Source organism: Halomonas sp. SpR1, assembly GCF_031010175.1.
Lineage (GTDB): Bacteria > Pseudomonadota > Gammaproteobacteria > Pseudomonadales > Halomonadaceae > Vreelandella.
The window spans coordinates 1-18,295 of sequence record NZ_JAUAMB010000057.1 but is presented as its reverse complement, the minus strand read 5'-3'; the positions used below and the strand labels follow the sequence as shown (position 1 = coordinate 18,295).

The window sequence follows — 18,295 nt, the reverse complement described above, 5'->3', positions numbered from 1 at the left end:
CCCTTGCCGTCGGCTAGCACTTCCCCTTGCCGGGCGTGCAGGGGACTTTCACCCCCAAGTCATCCTGAGGCACCACCCCCAGGAACAGCGCCAGTCAAGGCGCTGCGCGCCATGCCTGGCGCACTATGAAAAATGGCCCGCGTCCTATTCAGGACGCGGGCCATTTGTTTTATTCAATGCTCAACCAAACACGCCTGCCTTTACTAGGCAGGCTGTTCGGCAATTTAAGCGGCGCTGTTTTTAAGCGTCGCCATATCAATCACAAAACGATAGCGCACATCGCCTTTTTCCATCCGCTCAAAGCCTTCGTTAATCTTGTTGATATCGAGCATTTCAATATCGCAAGTAATGCCTTGATCCGCACACAGCTTAAGCAGCTCTTCGGTTTCAGCGATGCCGCCAATCAGCGAACCGGCCACAACGCGACGCTTAAAGACCAAATTGAATGCTTCAATGGCGGGCTCAATGGGCTCAAGCAGACCGACAATGATGTGGGTACCGTCGTACTTCAGCGACGCTAGATAGGGGTTAAGATCGTGCTGAACGGGCACGGTGTCGAGCATAAAGTCGAAGGTTTCCGCCACGGTGTCCATCTGTGCCTGGTCGCTAGAAACGACTACGTGGTCAGCGCCGTTGCGCTTGGCTTCTTCAACTTTGGCGTCGGAGCGGGTGAAAACCGTTACTTCAGCACCTAATGCTTTCGCCAGTTTAACGCCCATATGGCCTAAACCACCCATGCCGATCACACCGACTTTATGGCCTTTACCCACGCCGTGGTGCTTGAGCGGCGAATAGGTTGTCACACCTGCACAGAGAATCGGCGCTGCTGAGGCCAGGTCGATACCATCGGGCATTTGCAGCACAAAGTGCTCGCTTACCACGATAGAGTCAGAGTAGCCGCCCTGGGTCATAGTGCCATCCTGGCGGTCTTCGCTACCGTAGGTCATGGTGAAACCTTCCAGACAGTACTGCTCTACACCGTCTTTACAGGCGGCACAGGTACGGCAGGAATCCACCATGCAACCGACACCCACCAGATCACCGGTTTTAAAACGCGTCACTTTACCGCCGACAGAGGTCACGCGGCCGACAATCTCATGGCCAGGCACAACAGGATACTGGCTCATTCCCCAGTCATTGCGGGCAAAGTGCAGGTCGCTGTGGCAAACACCGCAGTAGAGAATTTCGATGGCGACGTCATCGGGACGCGGCTGGCGACGTTCAAACGTAAACGGTGCTAAGGGCTTATCGTTAGCAAATGCCGCATAAGATAATGCTTGGCTCATCAGTGAAACTCCTTATCATCAAAACACTGCCGTATCAATCAGCAGGCATTTCCCCGGATGCGGGGCGTGCCAATAGTATTGGCCTATTCAGTGATGATAGCGATGAACGAAGCTACGCCATTTTTGCCAATTACTCCGATATCACGTAATAAAATAACAAAAAAACGCTATAAATCGTTATGATCATACAAAAGCCACCATAAACCAGAGAGACACCACCATGGCCTCTACCGCTCAGGCTGGCAATGCGCTGACTACCGTTATCGCGCCTCTCGTTAAAGGCGACGGTATCAACGCCACGCCGCTACCTGGCGTATCGCTACTCTGTTTAAGCCGCCACCAGGTACGTACGCCGCTGCTCTATGAGCCGAGTCTTACCATCATTGCCCAGGGGCGCAAAATGGGTTATCTCGGCGATCGCGAAATCCACTACGACCCCGGGCACTACTTAGTGCAAACGCTGCCACTCCCCTTTGAGTGCGAAACCCACGGCTCACCGGAAGCCCCGTTGCTGGGTATATCGGTACGTCTGGATCCCGCACTGTTAAGTGAAATGGTCACGGCAATGGGTGATACCGGTGGCCACTCTCAGGTACCGCTGCCGATGGCCTCGGTGGCGATGACAGAAGGCATGCAGGACGCCGTACTGCGCTTGGCGCGCACGCTAAATGAGGCGGTGGAGTGTAGCACCATGGGCACGGCGCGCATTCGCGATGTGGTCTTTGAAGCCCTAAAGGGCGAACAGTGCCCTGCTTTACGGGCACTGGTACTGGGCCACGGAAACTATTCACGTATCGTGCAGGTGCTGTCTAAGCTTCACAGACATTTTGCCGACGACTTTAGCGTGGAACAGTTGGCAGCACAGGCCCATATGAGCCCATCGACGTTTCACCAGCACTTTAGGCAGATTACCCGCTCGTCACCGGCCCAGTACTTAAAACGCCTGCGCTTAATCAAAGCGCAGCAGTTGTTGCTGCAGGATAATCACAACGTCAACCAGGCCGCTGCGGCAGTGGGTTACCGCAGCGTGCCTCAGTTTAGCCGCGACTATAAACGCTACTTTGGTGAGTCTCCGCTTCAACATCGCCGCCAGGAGCAAGCGTTACGGGCTTGAGGCGTTGCGGCTAGCGAATACTATTTATTTTGCAAAGACCTGACTCATATCTTTAAACGCCTTGAATTCCAGGGCATTACCGCATGGGTCGAGCAGAAACATGGTGGCCTGCTCACCGACTTCGCCTTTAAAACGAATATACGGCTCAATCACAAACTGGATATCCCGTGCTTTCAAGCGCTCGGCCAAGGCTCCCCATTCATCCCACTCCAAGATTACGCCAAAGTGCGGCACCGGTACATTGTGCCCATCTACCGGATTGGTGTGTGCGCTCTCTTGCCCTGGCGTTTTGGGCTGCTCATGAATGACCAACTGGTGACCGAAGAAATTAAAGTCGACCCACTGTTCGCTGGAACGCCCCTCTTCCAGACCAAACACATCATTATAAAACGCCCGCGCCAGCGCTACGTCGTAGACGGGAATAGCCAGATGGAAAGGTGAAAGGCTCATGCAAGTCTCCTGCTTATTTAGTTTTATCAACTGGCGGACACTTTTATGCCACCACGCTGTATTCATCTTATGGCTGCGCATGGGAAAATAAAATCAATAACTATTTAGCTGATTCACAAAAAGGATTTATCAATGATCCGCGAGCTAAAAACGCTGATTGCGGTCGCACAGGAAGGCACCTTCGCCGCAGCAGGCAACAAAATCGGCCTGACTCAAGCAGCGGTAAGCGCACAGATGAAACGTCTTGAAGAAGAGTTGGGTATACCACTGTTTGAGCGTAAAGGGCGGGCCGCTATATTGACCCAGCGTGGCCAGGAGACGTTAAAGCAAGCTCATGCCCTGCTCACTCTTTACAGCACACTGGGTGATACGACAGCGGGCCAACCAGTCACTCAACGAGTCAACATTGGGGCCATCGCTTCGATACAGCGCTCGCTACTGCCCGATGTGCTGGCGCGCTTTCATAACACCTATAGCGAATGTCGAACCCGAGTGGTGCCTGGGCTCTCCATGGAATTGGTGAATCAAGTCGATGCTGGTGAGCTGGACATGGCCGTGATTATTCGCCCACCCTTTTCGCTGCATAGCGATTTGCGCTGGACGCCCCTTGCCCATGAGCCTTTTCGATTAATCGTGCCGCACCATATTGACGGCGACAACTGGCAGGAACTCATCAGCCAACAGCCGTTTGTCCGCTATGACCGCGCCTCCTTTGGGGGACGCCAGGTAGATCGCTTCCTTCGCCACAATCACTGCAACGTGCGCGAAGTATGCGAAGTCGATGAACTGGAAGCCATCGTTAAACTGGTCGCCAAAGGGGTGGGCGTTGCCCTGGTGCCCCAGGCGATAGCACAGCAGCGCTGGCCAACGGGAGTGCGGGCGATTGATTTAGGCGAGCGCACCTTTCACCGCGACATAGGGCTGATTCATCCAACCAGTGGCCACTTGAGTGAACCCGCCCGGGCGCTTGCCCAACTGATTAGCGCAATAGCCCAGTGAGCGGGCCTTTAATAGCTATCATCAGCCAGGCAATAAAAAAACGCTACCTCAAACAACAGAGGTAGCGTTTTAGCTATCGAGGTTAAAGTGCGGCCAACAAAATGTTATTCGTCGGTGACAGCTTCTTCCTGCATCTCGTTTGCTGGAGAATCGCTTGCGGCCTCTTCGCTCTGCTCGTCTTGCGCGTCACTCTCCTTGCTCGCCTGCTCTGCGTCGCTATCGGTAGCAAGGTTCATGGGCTCATCTAGCTGCAAGGTTTGCGCGGTAAAGGCACGTATTTCACGGAGCAATTCAGGATTCTCCGCTAAGAGCTGCCCATAAGATGGCACGATGTCGGTCAGCTTTTCCTGCCACTCTGCGCTAGCCACCTGTTCAGGGAAAACGCGGTCAAGCAGGTTTAGCATGATGGAAGGCGCTGTCGAGGCCCCCGGCGATGCGCCCAGCAGTGCCGACATGGTGCCATCTTGCGACGTTACGACTTCGGTACCGAACTGCAACACACCACCCTTTTCAGGATTTTCTTTAATAATTTGTACCCGCTGACCTGCTGTCCACAGCGTCCAGTCATCTTGGTTTGCTTCAGGGTAGTACTTCTGTAGTGCTTCAAAGCGATCATCGTCGGACATCAGTACCTGGCCAACCAAGTAACGCACCAGATTAAAGTTATCCATCCCAACTTCAGCCACCGGCCAAGTGTTATGCAGCGTCAACGAGCTGAACAGATCAGTCCAGGAACCTTCTTTCAGGAATTTGGTGGAGACCGCCGCAAAGGGGCCAAAAAATAGCGCGGGCTCACCGTCCAGGTTGCGCCGATCCAAGTGCGGCACGGACATGGGCGGAGAACCTTCGCCTGCTTTGCCATAGGCTTTTACGTCGTGCTGGGCCACCACGTCTGGATTAGTGGTGTAAAGGAACTGACCACTTACTGGGAAGCCTGCGTAAGCTTCGGCTTCAGGAATGCCAGATTCCTGCAGCAACAATAACGCAGCACCACCCGCACCGATAAAGACGTAGCGGGAATCCACGGTGGTTTCCCCACCGTTGGCGAGATCCGCTACAGTGACCTTCCAGGTATCGTCATCATTGCGCTCCAGACCGCGCACTTCACTGCTAAGCCCCAGCGTAAAGTGGTCGCTTTGCGCCAGCGACTCAACCATTTGGCGCGTTTGCGCACCATAGTTAACTTCGGTGCCCATCTGCATGCGCGTTGCTGCCACGGGCGTATCGCTATCTTCACGCCCAGCCATCACTAGCGGCATCCAATCGGCCAGTTCCGCGCGATCCTCAGAGTACTCCATACCCGCATAAAGGGGGTTTTGCGTCATCGCCTGATAGCGCTTACCCAAGAAGTCGACGTCGTCCTCTCCCCAAACCACTGCAATGTGCGGCACAGTTTGGATAAACGAATCAGGCTCACCCAGAATGCCAGCTTCTACCTGGTGTGCCCAAAACTGACGGGAGACTTCGAACTGTTCAGTTACCTTAGTGGCACGCTCAATTTGAACTTGACCCTCAACCTCTGGAGTGTAATTTAGTTCCATGAAGGCCGAGTGCCCGCTACCTGCGTTATTCCAGGCGTTAGAGCTCTCTTCGGCAACTTGATCCAAGCGCTCATAAAGATGGATATTCCACTCAGGCTCGAGCTCTTGCAGATAAGTGCCCAGCGTGGCGCTCATAATGCCGCCACCAATCAATACCACATCAACAGGCTCATCGGCGGCAAGGGGCATGGCTGCCAGCGCCAACAGCGGAGAACAGAGTAATAGACTAAAACGTTTTTGCATGTCATGTCCCAGACGATACAGAAAGGACGCACCGGAATACTAAGTCTCCGGCATCGAGGGGGTATTATTTGTCGACTAAAGTCTAACAAAAATACGCCTATCCGGAAATATGCAATTTTACTTAAATGAGAGCGAATGGAATTTAAGCTATGAAACCAGAGGATCTGGAAAAGTTAGTGACTCGCACTATGCCTTTTGGCAAGTATGAGGGCCGTCTTATTGCCGACCTCCCTGGCGCTTATTTAAACTGGTTTGCTCGCGAAGGGTTTCCCTCAGGGGAAATTGGCCAGTTGCTGCATTTGATGCATGAAATTGACCACAATGGGCTAGGCCCGCTGCTTGATCCACTGCGTAAAACGCCTAGTCAACGTGGCGACAGCTAGGCTTTGCGTTTTTATCAACGCTCTAACGCGCGTTCAGAGCACGCTGAAATTCAGCACGGTAAGCCTCCTCATGCTGCGCGGTATCAGCAGGAAAACGTCCTAAGTCGACCGCCAGTTCAAAAAAGCCAGCCGCGGGTAGGCCATCGCCTCGGCGGCTAACGACAAGTGCCGCAGTAAAAGGCTTCTGCTGGGCAGCGTCTTCGCGCATTAACTGCTCTAATGCCTGGGTGACTTGAGCGATTGTTCGCGGTGGTGTGAGTGCAAGTGCACTAGCCACTTGCTGATACGTCATTGGCAGGGCATCACACGGTGCATTGAGAAGTAGCTGGCGAAGTGCGGCTACGTTATCGGTCATATCTATCCTATCGTCAGGGTTTAAAACGTTCACACTGCCCTTTGGCGCAGTGTTTGTGTTAATAAGTAGGTGTGCTAAGAATAGCGAAATACGCGGTGAAAAGGAGAACACATGGTAACGCGACTAACAGCGGCGCGCCCTCGCGGTGGCCGCTTGCCAGGCGTGCTGGCAGGCTTATCCATTCTGCTGATTGCGGTGGCAGCCCTAATGATAGCAAGCGCAGGGCCTGCTTATCGTGGTGAGCTTATCAGCTTAGGTGAGGCGTTTAACTTACTCCGCAACGGCATTTACGCCGCCGGAGGAGCCGTCGCGGTAAGCGTTATTACGCTGCTGTTCAGCATGCTGGTGCGTCGCTCCAGGCCTGCATTAATAGCCACTCTGGTGATCGTCGCCGCTGTAGCGCTGCTTTACGTGCCCTGGCAACATTGGCAGCGAGCACAACAGGTGCCCGCGATTCATGATATCACTACCGATACACAGAACCCGCCAGCTTTTGAAGCCTTGGCCGAGGCACGGGTAGCGGCGCCTAACGCGGTTGACTACCCCGGTGATACCACCGCTCAGCAGCAGCAAGCTGCTTACCCTTATATCAAACCGCTGGTCTTGGCCGAAGCACCACAAACGGTGCTGGCTGCCGCGCAGGCTGAGGCCGAAGAGGCTGGCTGGCGGATCGCCCGAATCACCGAAAATCAAATAGAAGCCACCGCAACCACCCGCTGGTTTGGCTTTGAGGATGACGTGGTCATTCGCTTGACCGAGATTGAAGACGGAGTGCAGGTGGATATGCGCTCGGCATCACGCCTGGGCGCCAGTGATGTGGGCACCAACGCGGCACGTATCGAAGCGTTTTTAACGGCGTTGGAAGCGCGGCTTAAATAGTTCTTTTTCGTTAATGTATCTGATCACGCTTATTGCCACCTTCACGCGCTAAAATTTGCTCAGCATCCAGCGTGGCGATAGGCACCTGATGATGGGTTGGGATATCCCCGCTCAATTGAAGCGCTTGATAACGCAGGGCGCAAACGCGTAAAAACGAAGTGAAGTTACCCAAATCGTGCCCAGCGTCGATGGATTCGTGATACAGGCGGGTAATCATTTGCGCAGTATTCATTCCATCCCGCTGGGCAATCTCTTCAAGAATGTGCCAGAAGTAATTTTCCATGCGCACACTGGTCACCATGCCATCAATGCGCAGCGAGTGCGTCTCGCTGCGCCAAAGTGCCGGGTCGGCTTGAATAAAGAGTTTACACATGGGCGTACTCCCTTGGTAGGCATCGTCTCTCGTGTATCCGTATTCACACTTAGCATAGCGGCATTTATAGGCACCGCAAACAAGAGCGCCTGGCAACTGCCGGGCGCAAGCCTCGTTAGGTTACTGCGACCAATCTCACTTATTCAGTAGCGCCATAAATTGCGCAAGCCAGGCCGGGTGTGCAGGCCATGCGGGGGCGGTAACCAAGTTGCCATCGGTTACCGCGTCGGTCACTTCCAGGTTGGCAAAGTGACCACCGGCAAGCTCCACCTCGGGCTGACAGGCCGGGTAAGCGGAACACTGCTTCCCTTCCAGTACTTTGGCAGCGGCTAATAGCTGAGCGCCGTGGCAAATCGCCGCCACAGGCTTGTTGGTCTCAAAAAAGTGCTGAACCATGGTTAGCACCTCTTTGTTCAAACGAAGATATTCAGGGGCGCGGCCACCAGGCACCACCAAGGCATCGTAATCGGCGGGGTTAATGCTGGCAAAATCAGCATTCAGGGCAAAGCGGTGGCCGGGCTTTTCAGAGTAAGTTTGATCACCTTCGAAGTCATGAATTGCGGTCGCCACAGTATCGCCTGAAGCTTTCCCTGGGCAGACAGCATCGACACGGTGGCCGACTGCCATGAGTGCCTGAAATGGCACCATGGTTTCATAATCTTCAGTGAAATCACCGGTGATCATTAAAATACGCTTGCTGCTCATCTCAGTGCTCCTCTTATCTATCTTATGGTTATTGATCGAGTGTTTGAGCACACGCGGGGCGTGTTAGATGAGACTAGCAAGCGCTCCCTACCATTGGGTAGTAGGTCAATACTACAGTGAAACTTCCTTCTGCGGCGGCAGCGTCAGTTGACGTTGTCCGGCATGATCGCTAACACGGAAACGTCCTACCAGCGAATGCATATCACCGGCACGATCATCCAGGGTATGGCTGGCAGTGGTCGCTTCCTGCACCAACCGGGCATTCTGGTGGGTTACCTGATCCAACTGCGAAATGGCCTGGTTGATCTGATCGATCCCAGCCGATTGCTCATGGGTCGCCCCCGCAATCTCGGTGACATAGCGCGTCACCTCACTCAGGCTATCAATGATTTCCTGCAGGTGCTTACTAGAGGCGTTCACAAGCTGCTCGCCTTCACTCACCTTGGCGACACTGTCGTCTACCAAATGGCGAATTTGGGCGGCTTCTTCGGCGCTGCGCCCGGCTAATTTGCGAACTTCCTGAGCCACCACGGCAAACCCTCGCCCCTGCTCGCCCGCTCGCGCCGCTTCAACAGATGCGTTGAGCGCCAGCAAGTTGGTTTGAAAGGCGATATCGTCAATGGCTTTAATGATCGAGGTAATTTTCTCGCTCGCCTCACGGATATCCCCCATCGCCGCCGTCGTGCGTATTGACACATCGCCTGCGGCACGGGCGCGCTGGTCAACATTACCGCTGGCATCTTTGGCCTGATCAGCGTACTCAGCGGTTTGTTTCACCGTGGCAGTAATCTCTTCAAGGCTTGAGGCCGTTTCCGCCAACGACGCCGCCTGCTGGTCGGTACGCTGGGAGAGGTTCTCATTACCCGCGGCAATTTGACGGCTGCTGGCTGCAATGGATTCGGCGCTCTCGCGAATTTGCGCCACCATGCCTTCAAAGGTATCCATCATGTTATTAAACGCTTGGGCAGTTTGGCCCACTTCATCGTTGCGTTTAAGTTCAAGACGCTTAGACAGGTCAGCATTTTCGCCTGCGGCGCCGCTGATGTTTTCCATTTGATGGCGCATCGCCACTAGCGGCCCCAGCACCCGCACCATGGTACGCCAGCCAAAAATCGCAAGTAACACGATAACCGCTAGAGTGACCATAATCAGTAACGAGCGACCAGCGTTGGCTAACGTTTCGGCCTGGGTAGAGGCGCTTTGGGCTTGTCCCACGGTATACGTTTCAACATCACTCAAAGCATCGCGCATTTGATCCATGGCTTGAGCCACACTGGCAAGCGCAGCTTGTACCTGTTCGTGTAGCGCAAGCTGTTGCAAACGTAGCTCATACACAGCGTCGTCATCGGATACCATCAGCCCTTCCAGCTCAACAATGACATCGTCTAAGTCAAGAATCAGCGCGCGCTGCTCTACTTCGGTGCTGGGTGCTTCTGCGATCGCCGCCAATGATTGACGGGCCAGCCCCACTTGTTGGGCAATTTCATTGTAACGCAGGTTGACCAATGCATCGGCACTGCCTGTTTGCATCATCTGACGGCCAAGGTCGGATAGCTGCGCCAATGCCATGCGCGCGTTACCGCTCAAACGACCGATATCAGCTTGTGTAGCAAACATGTTGTCCAACAGCTGCGTGGGCAGTGTGGTCATGCCATCTTCGCGCCAAGCTTCTATCAATACGCGCTGCTCCTGGCGACTGCGAACCTGCGCCAATGCAGCACGCCCAGCAATATCTTCAGCACTCAGCATTACTTGAGAAATGAGCGCTTGCATAGCGCTAATACGCTCAGCCATTTGTATTTGGAGACTCAACTCCTCACGCCGCACCGTTTCAAGCGCAGTATCACCTTCCAACAACGCTTGATAATGACTCTCTAATGCACTCAGACCTTCAGCTATATCAATTCCACTCAATGCTTGCTGTGCTGCGCGAAAGCGTTCATCTAATTCGCTCTGATTGGTGGTCTCATCAAGGGCTGCTACGCTCTCTGCCGCAAGCAAATCCGCATGACGTTGGCCAAATGCTCCCATAGTCAGCACCATGCCCCGGCTGGCATCTTCCAGCGGCAGCACCTCACCGATAATATAACGCTGCGAGTCAATGAGCCGTTGGTTGGTCACCCAGCCCGTTGCTGCCAGCACTATGGCTCCCAACACCGCAGCCAAGAACAGGCTGATCAGCATCGCTCTAATACTTAAGGTTTTTTTCATTATCTGTTTTCACTCGTGTCAGGGTCTTACAGGTAACGTAAGCTGTGTGAATGACAGCTTTAAGGCAACAAGCTCGCCCATTCCACCGACTCGAAACGGCCATTGGTGATAATGGTTGGCCACACCGCATCGCTGGCCTGATGGTCATTCGGCCCCAAGCTAACCGGCTCTTCCAGTCCAATATCAATCGATCCCAAACCGAGTAAACCATCCACAATGGCGTCACGGTCTGGATTAGCGCCGGCGGCTTTCACCCCCTCAACAAAGAGCTTAGCGGCTAAATAACCTTCGAGTGAGATAAAGTCAGGTTCACTACCACTGGCATGGGCGTCCAACGCTTCACGGTAGGCTTCTACGGCGGGCAAGTCGGCATCCAGGGGAGGCACCACCTGAGTGATAATGACGCCTTCAGCCAAATCACCAAGTTCATCCATAAGCGCCTGGCTGCCCACAAAAGAGACGTTCAAAAATACCGCATCAGGTAAATCATTCTTCGCTTCACGAATAAAATCAGCAGCAGGGCCGTAAGTACCGACAATGATAATGGCGCGAGGCGTCACTGGCGCTTCCAGAATAGTCGCTAGCCCCTGGTGAATATTGCGCGTGCCACGTGTAAAACGTCCATGGGCGAGTGCCGCGATATTGTCGACGCCATGGGCAGTTAATGCCTGGGCGGCACCATTGTATCCCGCATCACCAAAGCTATCGTTTTGAGTAAAGAAGGCAATTTCCTCGGGCAAAACACCTGCTTCCAGCAACCCATCCACCATCGCGGCAGTTTCTTGTACGTAGCTGGCCCGATAGTTGATCACATAGCGATCAGGCGGCGATTTGCGCAGAACCCCGGCGCCGGTAAATGCCCCGTAAAGCAAGGTTTTATATTCATTATGGATGGGAATGGTCACCGTAGCGGTGGGAGTGCCGACGTTGCCGATCGCCGCCAGTACATCGTCATCCTGAATCAGTTGTCGGGTATTGCTGGCAGCTTGCAGCGGTTTGTACTGATCATCTCGTGCAATCAGTGACAAATTCTCGCCATTAACCCCGCCCGCCGCATTGACCTCAGCAAAGTAGGTCTCGATACCTTTTTGCATGCCCAACCCAAGTGGTGCAGCCCCTCCGCTGGAAGGAGCAACAATCCCAAAGGTCAGTTCTGCCTGCGCGAGTAATGGAGCAAACACCCCGCCTAATAAAGCTATGCTTAGTAAAAACTTTTTTAATAAGACTTTTCTTAACAACCAAGTTCCCAATCGTCGCATTGATCTGCTCCTTCATAGCTAGATCACTTCCCCTTGTAAATAGCATGAACGAAGGCGTGTAGTGCTCCCCTCACACCTTCGCCACATTACCGAGCTTTTATCTATTACTATCGGCAGGAGAATATACGACTAAAGATTAATTATCGTTAATTAATAGGTAACAATTTTTACCCCCTCTGTAACACTCACTCACAAGATAAAGAAGCAAGCCAAATTATTCTAAAAATCATGCTCTTAAAATATTAAGCGCTTGCTAAGCAGGCCTTTCGATAGCGAAACGGTCGCTAATTCGAATGTAATCACTGCCTGCTAGGCGCCCAACAGGTTTGAGTAAATCCATATCCACATGGCGGCCGTCCCACAGCGAATCGTCAATATGGATAGAGACAACTTGCGCCAGCACTAAGGTTCCAGCCAAAGGCTGGTCGCCAAACCGGATCATATCGAACAGTTTGCAACCAAACGCCACGGGAGCGTTGGCAATCCGCGGCACACTAACGCCAGCCATTTCAGCTTTTTCAAGCTCTGCCAGGGCAAACTCATCCTCTCCTGGCGGCAAACTGGCGCTGGTGGTATTCAGCGCGTCAATGAGCCCTTCACTTCCCACGTGCACGACACACTCCGGCACTTCCTTTAAATTGCGCACCGTATCTTTAAGTTCACCGCTACCATTAAGTAGCGGCGAAAACGCCAGCACTGGAGGGTTTACGCTAGCCACGTTAAAAAAGGAAAATGGCGCCAAATTGGCATTTCCCTGCTTATCCTGGGTAGATACCCAGGCAATCGGCCGTGGGCAAACACTGCCAGATAGCAGCCGGTATATAACCCCCGGGCTTAGCGGTGCATCATCTAATAGGTAATCACTCATTGTGGCTCCTTGGTGACGAGGTTTCAGGTTAGTATCACTTTATAACAGCAAAGCCCACGACGCTCTGTTTTGCCATTATCGGTGCGGACAGTTTAAGGATCCCTTTTAATGAAGATTGTTATCTCTGATGACTACCAAGACTGCGTGCGTCATTTAGACGCCTTCAAACAGCTCGAAGGCCATGATGTAACGGTTTATCACGACACCCTTACCGACTTGGACGCGCTAAGTGCACGTTTCCAGGAGGCCGAGGCGTTAGTGCTTATTCGCGAACGTACACCGATTACTGCCGCCCTACTTGAGCGTTTGCCCAATCTGAAAGTCATTAGCCAAACAGGTGGTGGCGCGGCGCATGTGGATATAGAGGCCTGCCGCCGTCATGGTATCACCGTAATGACGGGCACCGGCTCTCCCTACGCCGCTGCAGAGTTAACCTGGGGCTTGGTGCTTTCGGCAATGCGGAACATACCGGCAGAGGTTGAGAACCTGAAAGCGGGCCGCTGGCAGCGCACATTAGGCACCGGTCTTAAAGGGCGCACACTGGGTATTTTTGGTTACGGAAAAATCGGCAGCTTAGTCGCGCGCTATGGCCAGGCATTTGAAATGAAAGTGTTAGTGTGGGGCCGTGAGGGTACTCGACAACGGGCTACTGAGGCCAGGTTCGAAGTGGCCGCAAGCCAGGCTGACTTGTTTCAGCGTTCAGATGTACTAAGCCTGCACCTCCGATTGAATGACGATACCCGGGGTATCGTCAGCGCTGAATCGCTGGCTCAAATGAAGCCCACGTCGCTGCTGGTAAACACCAGCCGCTCTCAGTTAGTGGCTCCCGGTGCGCTAGAGCAGGCTCTGAAAGCCGGCCGCCCTGGTCAGGCAGCAGTAGACGTATTTGATACTGAACCTGTGTTCGAAGACTCATTGCTGGCATTGCCCAATCTCGTCGCTACCCCCCACCTTGGCTATGTGGAAAAAGATAGCTACGAGCTCTATTTTGGCGATGCGTTTAGCAACCTACTGGCGTATATCGATGATCAGCCCGTCAACAATCTAGCCAGTTGATTGAGCGCGCTAACGAGCGCGGCGACCGCCACCTCTGTGCCAATTGTGCTAGCCTAATAGGTTCACGAGTAACACAGAGGCCATTAATGCTCACCATTTCTAGCAACGTTACCTTGGCTGACTGGGAAATTGACATTAGCCAGATTCGCGCCCAAGGGGCGGGCGGCCAGAACGTCAATAAAGTCGCCTCAGCGGTACATCTGCGCTTCGATATTCTTAGCTCCACGCTGCCACCGCTGTACAAACAGCGCTTAATGGCGCTCTCCGATCAGCGCATCAGCAAAGAGGGTGTGGTGATCATTAAAGCTCAGAGCCACCGTAAGCTTGAGCTGAATAAAGAGGATGCGCTGGCGCGTTTAAAAGAGCTGATACAGAGCGCCAACAAAGAGCAAAAAGTACGCCGAGCCACCAAGCCAACTAAAGGCTCCCAGCGCCGCCGCGTCGATCATAAAACCCGTAAGGGCAAAATTAAATCGCTGCGCGGTAAGGTGTCGGCATCTTAATGACTCAACACTCCGGATCACGCTCTAAGCGCCCCCTCTCGCCCTGCGTACAGATCTGCCAGATTGAGCCTACAACATCCGTGTGCCACGGCTGTGGCCGAACGCTGGATGAAATCGCGAGCTGGGGAGGAATGACCGAGGCCGAAAAAGCCCCGGTATGGGAACGTCTGGAGAGCGAAGGCTATGTTTCTGAAAGCTATGTTGCCAAAAGCAGTGCTTCCGGCGGGTGACGGTCGCTCAATATATGGTGCAGCTCACCGCAGGCTACCATCGGGTCGTCACAGTTGATAACAATATCCGAGTGAGCCAGTACATAGCTACGGCCGGTAATGGTGTTCTCCACTACCTGGTAAGCGCCCTCCTGATGGGTACCGATAAAGGTGCCAATAAAGCCTGTCTCCCGAAGTGATACCGTCTCTAGTTTATCACCCAGTTTTAGCCGCTTTTCGTAGTTCATCAGCGCCAAGCGCGCTGATGTACCGGTGCCCGTGGTGCTGCGGCAAATAACGCCAGGATGGACGTACGTCGTTGACCGTGACCGTATATAGCCCTCCCCTATCTGCTCTTCAGGCCCCATAAAGTGCAAAAATGGCAGCGGCCCCACATCGCCCAAGGTGTAGTGGGAAAAACCCCGCTGCGCTTTTATCGCTTCGACAATTTTGTAGGCGCACTCCGAAAGCGCACGCTCCTCATCACGCGAAAGCTTAAAGCCAAGCTCTGTGGCATCTACCAAAGCGTAAAAGCCACCACTATAGGCTATGGAATAGGTAACTTCACCAATCCCAGGAACCTGAATCTTATCGCGATAGGTATCGATATAGCTGGGCAAGCCGCCACAGGTCACCGATTCCACCACACCGTTGTGCACTTTCGCTTCGATTTGTACTAACCCTGCCGGCGCTTCGAGTTTAAAGCGCTGTATGCCTTCCTGCTTAGGCACAATCCCGCTCTCCAGCACTGCTGTAGCGGTACACAGTGTGTTTGAGCCGGAGTAGATGGGGTACCCCATCACCTCCATAATGATGTAACCCGCCACTGCGTCTGGGTGCGTGGCGGGCACCAGCAAATCAACCGACATTTCAGGAATGCCATAGGGTTCTTCCAGCAGCAGGCGCCGCAATCCGTCGGCGTCATCGCGCAAATACTCCATCTGCTCGCGCACGGTAGCACCAGGCAATACATCAATCCCCCCCGTGACGATACGACTAACATCGCCTCCGGCATGGGTGTCCATTAGCTGAATGGTATGCAGTTTATGCACTAGTGACGCTCCTGAACGACGGAAGAGGAATTTTCGAGAGCGAACGGCTCACCGTGAGAGGCCCACTGAGCATCGGGGACAAGCACAATTTTACCCAGGTAGTTGCTATCCCGGTTGACAAAATAACGCTCGGCAGCGTGCAGATCAGAGAGCTTAAAGGCGGCATGCAGCACCGGTTTTAAGTCACCGCTGCGAATCCATGCCACTAGTTGTTCGGCCTCTTCACGGGTGCCGTGGGAAACGCCAAATATCTGTACTTGGTAAAGATAGATGCGGGTCCACATCATTTCGCTTAGGTTGCCACCGCTGGCACCGGCAATGGAGAGGCGCGGGTAGCTCTTACGCCCCTGCATATCGACAATCATGGTGTCGATAAACAGGTTGGTCATCTCACCGCCGACCAAATCCATCACTGTATCGATCGGTTTGCCGTCAGTGGTTTTCAGCACCCGCTCTACAAAGGTGGGCAGATCGCCTCGATCAATCACCGCTTCCGCCCCTAGTGCGGTGAGCGCCTCGGCTTTGTCTAACTGGCTAACTGCATAGGGTATGGCCCCCACAATCCGGCAGAGTTGAATTAGCGCAGTTCCAACACCGCCGCTGGCACCGCTGACCAAAACACGCTCTCCGGCACTCACCTTGGCGGCGGTCATCATATGGTAAGCGGTTTGATACGAGCACATGCCCATTGAGGCCAGCTCGGCGTCGTGCAGCTCAGGGTTGGGCACGTGATAAAACTGATCAGCAGGCACAGCGATATACTCAGCAAAACCGCCGTCGGCCCCGTGGCCATAGTAATCAGGGGTTAGGTTAATATCACGGCGTTCATCGGCGTAAATATTAAAATCAAGCAGTCCGCGCTGGCCAATGCGCTCGGCGTCAACGCCTTCGCCAACCGCCACTATTCGGCCAGCGACATCGGCGCCTTGAATCCGCGGGAAGGTTAAGGTTGGGGTGCCGCCCATGGCAAAGGAAGTCACATCACCTTTGTCTTTGGTCGGGTACAGGCCTTCACGCGCCTTGCGGTCAGTGTTGTTCTTCGCCGTAGCGGTCACCTGTACCAGTACCTCGCCCGCCTTGGGCTGCGGCGTGGCGACACTCTGATGGTATTCAAGTTTTTCGATACCACCATGCCCGGTCAATAGCATGGCAGCCATTGTCGCGGGCACCGTGTGTGTTGTCTCGGCCATGGAGTGACTCCTAAGTTGGGCTAACGCTCGATTAGCTAAAAACAGGAACGCCAATCAGCACTGTGTGCAAGTAAAAGGCGAACACCACATACGCTATCAAGCCGACGAGTACGGTAGCAATGGTGGCCATTTTATGAGTACTGACGGGCGCAGGCGGTGTTAGGCGGTCGCGCTTTTTGGCGGCTTTAAACGCCAGGATAGCCCAGATAAGAAAGGCAGCAAAAAAGATAATGTCGCCTAAGCGTCCATTGGCCAGCAGATGGGCAAATGACCAGATTTTTACCGCCAGCATCATGGGATGGCCAAGCTTGGCCTTAATCGCGTTATGCGGAATGTAGGCCGCTACCAGCATAACAAAGGCGGGCACCATCAGCAGCGCTACCGCATGGCGCATCCCCATGGGGGGGTACCAGATATAGAGGGGGTCGAGGCGCATCTGGCCAAAACCGTAAATAGCGATGACCAGGCCAACGATGGAGATCGCCGAATAGGCGACTTTCCAGGTAGTCTCGCCGTGTTTCGCAATCTGCTGCTGACGCCACTTTTCAGCAAAGATGCGTACAGAGTGGCTGCCTAAAAAAATCAACAGCCCGATAATCATAATTGTCATGGAACAACTCCCAGTGAAAACGCTAGTCGACGGCTTTATGCCTTATAGTCTCGGTCGCTGCAGAGGATGCCACACTCAGCCACCGACCACCTATGCATGCGTCAACTTTTCGCTCACGGGCTAAAACCAATGCTTGCGCTTAAATAACCAAATCATTATCCCACCGATGCCCAGCATAGCGCCCCATACAAAAAAGTAGCCGTACTGATAGCGCAGCTCGGGCATGTTTTCGAAGTTCATGCCGTAAATTCCGGCGATAAACGTAAGAGGTACAAAGATCGCAGTAATCACCGTGAGCACCCGCATGGTGATATTTAACTGGTGGGAAGAAATAGAGATATAGCCATCGACCAAATCACCGCAAATGTCGTAGTACATTTGGGTCAAGGTATAGAGACGCTCGAAACGATCCGCTACATCGTTGATCGCGTGCAGGGTCTCACTCTCTTCCCGCGGCAAGTGATCATAGTCGTAAGTAGTGAGTTCCTGGGTTATCCCCTGGTGGTAGCTAAAGATGCGGCGCATTTTAACCAGCCGGGAACGGTAAGTGATGATCTTGCGCATTACCACATCATTACCATTTTCCAGCAGTTCGTCTTCAAGATCGCTCAACGCCGTTTCAAATTCGAGCAAACTGTCAATGTAAAAGCCTGCTGAAATATACATTACCCGCAGCGCAACATGCTCTGGAGAGTGGGCCAGTAGCGCTTTACCCTGATCATTGAAAAGGTTCTCAATAGAGAGCGCCTGGCCGGGGTGGAGGGTGACCAAAAAGCGCTCGCCCACAAAAAAGCAAACCTGTTGCGGCAAATAGTTCAGCTCAGCATCGAAAGAGGAGATACCGCGATAAATAATCAAGGTGTGATTATCAAACTCTTCAATCCTGGATTCATAGAATAACCGCAGCACTTTGGATCACACAGTAGAGGAAGGAGGGCCAGCGCCGGTACCCTCTCGACTTTACCGACCAAAGTGAAGCAGAGCATGGGATACCGACAACTGACCCAGG

General features: G+C 53.5%; 21 protein-coding genes. 8 read left to right on the top strand and 13 right to left on the bottom strand.

What is annotated here, in order from left to right:
- Window positions 1–224: 224 nt before the first annotated feature.
- The gene (locus tag QT231_RS23260; RefSeq protein WP_308339158.1) at window positions 225–1,286 is read right to left on the bottom strand and encodes an NAD(P)-dependent alcohol dehydrogenase; all 1,062 of its coding nucleotides are present in this window, start codon (window positions 1,284–1,286) and stop codon (window positions 225–227) included.
- 2 nt (window positions 1,287–1,288) lie between these two features.
- Between QT231_RS23260 and QT231_RS23255 the strand changes: the two genes are divergently transcribed.
- Complete coding sequence (locus tag QT231_RS23255; RefSeq protein ID WP_308339157.1) at window positions 1,289–1,435, top strand: hypothetical protein; 147 nt, start codon at window positions 1,289–1,291, stop codon at window positions 1,433–1,435.
- A gap of 71 nt (window positions 1,436–1,506) precedes the next feature.
- Window positions 1,507–2,400: an AraC family transcriptional regulator gene (locus QT231_RS23250; RefSeq protein ID WP_308339156.1), complete on the top strand. Its 894-nt coding sequence runs from the start codon at window positions 1,507–1,509 to the stop codon at window positions 2,398–2,400.
- A 24-nt stretch (window positions 2,401–2,424) separates the two neighbouring features.
- On the opposite strand, the gene QT231_RS23245 is transcribed toward QT231_RS23250, so the two are convergent.
- Complete coding sequence (locus tag QT231_RS23245; protein WP_308339155.1) at window positions 2,425–2,850, bottom strand: VOC family protein; 426 nt, start codon at window positions 2,848–2,850, stop codon at window positions 2,425–2,427.
- A gap of 132 nt (window positions 2,851–2,982) precedes the next feature.
- On the opposite strand from QT231_RS23245, the gene QT231_RS23240 reads away from it, so the two are divergent.
- Window positions 2,983–3,849: a LysR family transcriptional regulator gene (locus QT231_RS23240; protein WP_308339154.1), complete on the top strand. Its 867-nt coding sequence runs from the start codon at window positions 2,983–2,985 to the stop codon at window positions 3,847–3,849.
- 104 nt (window positions 3,850–3,953) lie between these two features.
- On the opposite strand, the gene mqo is transcribed toward QT231_RS23240, so the two are convergent.
- Window positions 3,954–5,633 carry a malate dehydrogenase (quinone) gene (gene mqo, locus QT231_RS23235; protein WP_308339153.1) on the bottom strand — a complete coding sequence of 560 codons (1,680 nt, stop codon included), beginning with the start codon at window positions 5,631–5,633 and terminating at the stop codon, window positions 3,954–3,956.
- Between the two features lie 149 nt (window positions 5,634–5,782).
- Here mqo and QT231_RS23230 point away from each other — a divergent pair, with 149 nt between their 5' ends.
- Window positions 5,783–6,016 carry a DUF3820 family protein gene (locus tag QT231_RS23230; RefSeq protein WP_308339152.1) on the top strand — a complete coding sequence of 78 codons (234 nt, stop codon included), beginning with the start codon at window positions 5,783–5,785 and terminating at the stop codon, window positions 6,014–6,016.
- A 22-nt stretch (window positions 6,017–6,038) separates the two neighbouring features.
- On the opposite strand, the gene QT231_RS23225 is transcribed toward QT231_RS23230, so the two are convergent.
- The gene (locus QT231_RS23225; protein ID WP_308339151.1) at window positions 6,039–6,371 is read right to left on the bottom strand and encodes a hypothetical protein; all 333 of its coding nucleotides are present in this window, start codon (window positions 6,369–6,371) and stop codon (window positions 6,039–6,041) included.
- 111 nt (window positions 6,372–6,482) lie between these two features.
- Here QT231_RS23225 and QT231_RS23220 point away from each other — a divergent pair, with 111 nt between their 5' ends.
- Window positions 6,483–7,250, top strand: a complete 768-nt coding sequence (locus QT231_RS23220) for a DUF1499 domain-containing protein (protein ID WP_308339150.1) — start codon at window positions 6,483–6,485, stop codon at window positions 7,248–7,250.
- Window positions 7,251–7,260: 10 nt separating this feature from the next.
- On the opposite strand, the gene QT231_RS23215 is transcribed toward QT231_RS23220, so the two are convergent.
- From QT231_RS23215 to QT231_RS23195, 5 genes are all read right to left on the bottom strand, one after another.
- Window positions 7,261–7,623 (bottom strand): ribbon-helix-helix domain-containing protein, encoded by a 363-nt coding sequence (locus QT231_RS23215; protein WP_308339149.1) that lies wholly within the window; start codon window positions 7,621–7,623, stop codon window positions 7,261–7,263.
- 135 nt (window positions 7,624–7,758) lie between these two features.
- Window positions 7,759–8,328 (bottom strand): DJ-1/PfpI family protein, encoded by a 570-nt coding sequence (locus QT231_RS23210; RefSeq protein WP_022522546.1) that lies wholly within the window; start codon window positions 8,326–8,328, stop codon window positions 7,759–7,761.
- A 111-nt stretch (window positions 8,329–8,439) separates the two neighbouring features.
- Window positions 8,440–10,539 (bottom strand): methyl-accepting chemotaxis protein, encoded by a 2,100-nt coding sequence (locus QT231_RS23205; protein ID WP_308339148.1) that lies wholly within the window; start codon window positions 10,537–10,539, stop codon window positions 8,440–8,442.
- Between the two features lie 59 nt (window positions 10,540–10,598).
- Window positions 10,599–11,798, bottom strand: a complete 1,200-nt coding sequence (locus QT231_RS23200; RefSeq protein WP_308339147.1) for an ABC transporter substrate-binding protein — start codon at window positions 11,796–11,798, stop codon at window positions 10,599–10,601.
- Window positions 11,799–12,051: 253 nt separating this feature from the next.
- The gene (locus QT231_RS23195; RefSeq protein WP_308339146.1) at window positions 12,052–12,666 is read right to left on the bottom strand and encodes a flavin reductase family protein; all 615 of its coding nucleotides are present in this window, start codon (window positions 12,664–12,666) and stop codon (window positions 12,052–12,054) included.
- Window positions 12,667–12,774: 108 nt separating this feature from the next.
- Between QT231_RS23195 and QT231_RS23190 the strand changes: the two genes are divergently transcribed.
- The 3 genes from QT231_RS23190 to QT231_RS23180 all read left to right on the top strand — a co-directional run bounded on the left by QT231_RS23190 (window position 12,775) and on the right by QT231_RS23180 (window position 14,455).
- Entirely contained in the window at window positions 12,775–13,722 is a 948-nt protein-coding gene (locus QT231_RS23190) for a D-2-hydroxyacid dehydrogenase family protein (RefSeq protein ID WP_308339145.1), read from the top strand.
- An 86-nt stretch (window positions 13,723–13,808) separates the two neighbouring features.
- Complete coding sequence (gene arfB, locus QT231_RS23185) at window positions 13,809–14,225, top strand: alternative ribosome rescue aminoacyl-tRNA hydrolase ArfB (RefSeq protein WP_308339144.1); 417 nt, start codon at window positions 13,809–13,811, stop codon at window positions 14,223–14,225.
- Entirely contained in the window at window positions 14,225–14,455 is a 231-nt protein-coding gene (locus QT231_RS23180; protein WP_308339143.1) for a DUF1289 domain-containing protein, read from the top strand. Before arfB ends, QT231_RS23180 begins: the two co-directional genes overlap by 1 nt.
- On the opposite strand, the gene QT231_RS23175 is transcribed toward QT231_RS23180, so the two are convergent.
- The 4 genes from QT231_RS23175 to QT231_RS23160 form a co-directional block, all read right to left on the bottom strand.
- Entirely contained in the window at window positions 14,422–15,486 is a 1,065-nt protein-coding gene (locus QT231_RS23175) for a proline racemase family protein (protein ID WP_308339142.1), read from the bottom strand. The two genes, QT231_RS23180 and QT231_RS23175, sit on opposite strands and share 34 nt — an antisense overlap.
- A complete protein-coding gene (locus QT231_RS23170) occupies window positions 15,486–16,676 on the bottom strand; it encodes an alcohol dehydrogenase catalytic domain-containing protein (protein WP_308339141.1) in 1,191 nt (396 codons plus the stop codon). The genes QT231_RS23175 and QT231_RS23170 overlap by 1 nt, the downstream gene beginning before the upstream one ends.
- A 31-nt stretch (window positions 16,677–16,707) precedes the next feature.
- Complete coding sequence (locus tag QT231_RS23165) at window positions 16,708–17,286, bottom strand: NnrU family protein (protein WP_308339140.1); 579 nt, start codon at window positions 17,284–17,286, stop codon at window positions 16,708–16,710.
- A gap of 120 nt (window positions 17,287–17,406) precedes the next feature.
- Window positions 17,407–18,195, bottom strand: coding sequence for a magnesium transporter CorA family protein (locus QT231_RS23160; protein WP_308339139.1), 789 nt, complete (start codon window positions 18,193–18,195; stop codon window positions 17,407–17,409).
- Window positions 18,196–18,295 lie beyond the last annotated feature (100 nt).

Coding starts and splice junctions, on each gene's coding strand:
- QT231_RS23230 (WP_308339152.1), top strand. CDS start 5,783: ATGAAACCAGAGGATCTGGAAAAGTTAGTGACTCGCACTATGCCTTTT.
- QT231_RS23210 (WP_022522546.1), bottom strand. CDS start 8,328: ATGAGCAGCAAGCGTATTTTAATGATCACCGGTGATTTCACTGAAGAT.
- QT231_RS23200 (WP_308339147.1), bottom strand. CDS start 11,798: ATGCGACGATTGGGAACTTGGTTGTTAAGAAAAGTCTTATTAAAAAAG.
- QT231_RS23240 (WP_308339154.1), top strand. CDS start 2,983: ATGATCCGCGAGCTAAAAACGCTGATTGCGGTCGCACAGGAAGGCACC.
- QT231_RS23170 (WP_308339141.1), bottom strand. CDS start 16,676: ATGGCCGAGACAACACACACGGTGCCCGCGACAATGGCTGCCATGCTA.
- QT231_RS23220 (WP_308339150.1), top strand. CDS start 6,483: ATGGTAACGCGACTAACAGCGGCGCGCCCTCGCGGTGGCCGCTTGCCA.
- arfB (WP_308339144.1), top strand. CDS start 13,809: ATGCTCACCATTTCTAGCAACGTTACCTTGGCTGACTGGGAAATTGAC.
- QT231_RS23250 (WP_308339156.1), top strand. CDS start 1,507: ATGGCCTCTACCGCTCAGGCTGGCAATGCGCTGACTACCGTTATCGCG.
- QT231_RS23245 (WP_308339155.1), bottom strand. CDS start 2,850: ATGAGCCTTTCACCTTTCCATCTGGCTATTCCCGTCTACGACGTAGCG.
- QT231_RS23195 (WP_308339146.1), bottom strand. CDS start 12,666: ATGAGTGATTACCTATTAGATGATGCACCGCTAAGCCCGGGGGTTATA.
- QT231_RS23190 (WP_308339145.1), top strand. CDS start 12,775: ATGAAGATTGTTATCTCTGATGACTACCAAGACTGCGTGCGTCATTTA.
- mqo (WP_308339153.1), bottom strand. CDS start 5,633: ATGCAAAAACGTTTTAGTCTATTACTCTGTTCTCCGCTGTTGGCGCTG.
- QT231_RS23165 (WP_308339140.1), bottom strand. CDS start 17,286: ATGACAATTATGATTATCGGGCTGTTGATTTTTTTAGGCAGCCACTCT.
- QT231_RS23225 (WP_308339151.1), bottom strand. CDS start 6,371: ATGACCGATAACGTAGCCGCACTTCGCCAGCTACTTCTCAATGCACCG.
- QT231_RS23205 (WP_308339148.1), bottom strand. CDS start 10,539: ATGAAAAAAACCTTAAGTATTAGAGCGATGCTGATCAGCCTGTTCTTG.
- QT231_RS23260 (WP_308339158.1), bottom strand. CDS start 1,286: ATGAGCCAAGCATTATCTTATGCGGCATTTGCTAACGATAAGCCCTTA.
- QT231_RS23215 (WP_308339149.1), bottom strand. CDS start 7,623: ATGTGTAAACTCTTTATTCAAGCCGACCCGGCACTTTGGCGCAGCGAG.
- QT231_RS23180 (WP_308339143.1), top strand. CDS start 14,225: ATGACTCAACACTCCGGATCACGCTCTAAGCGCCCCCTCTCGCCCTGC.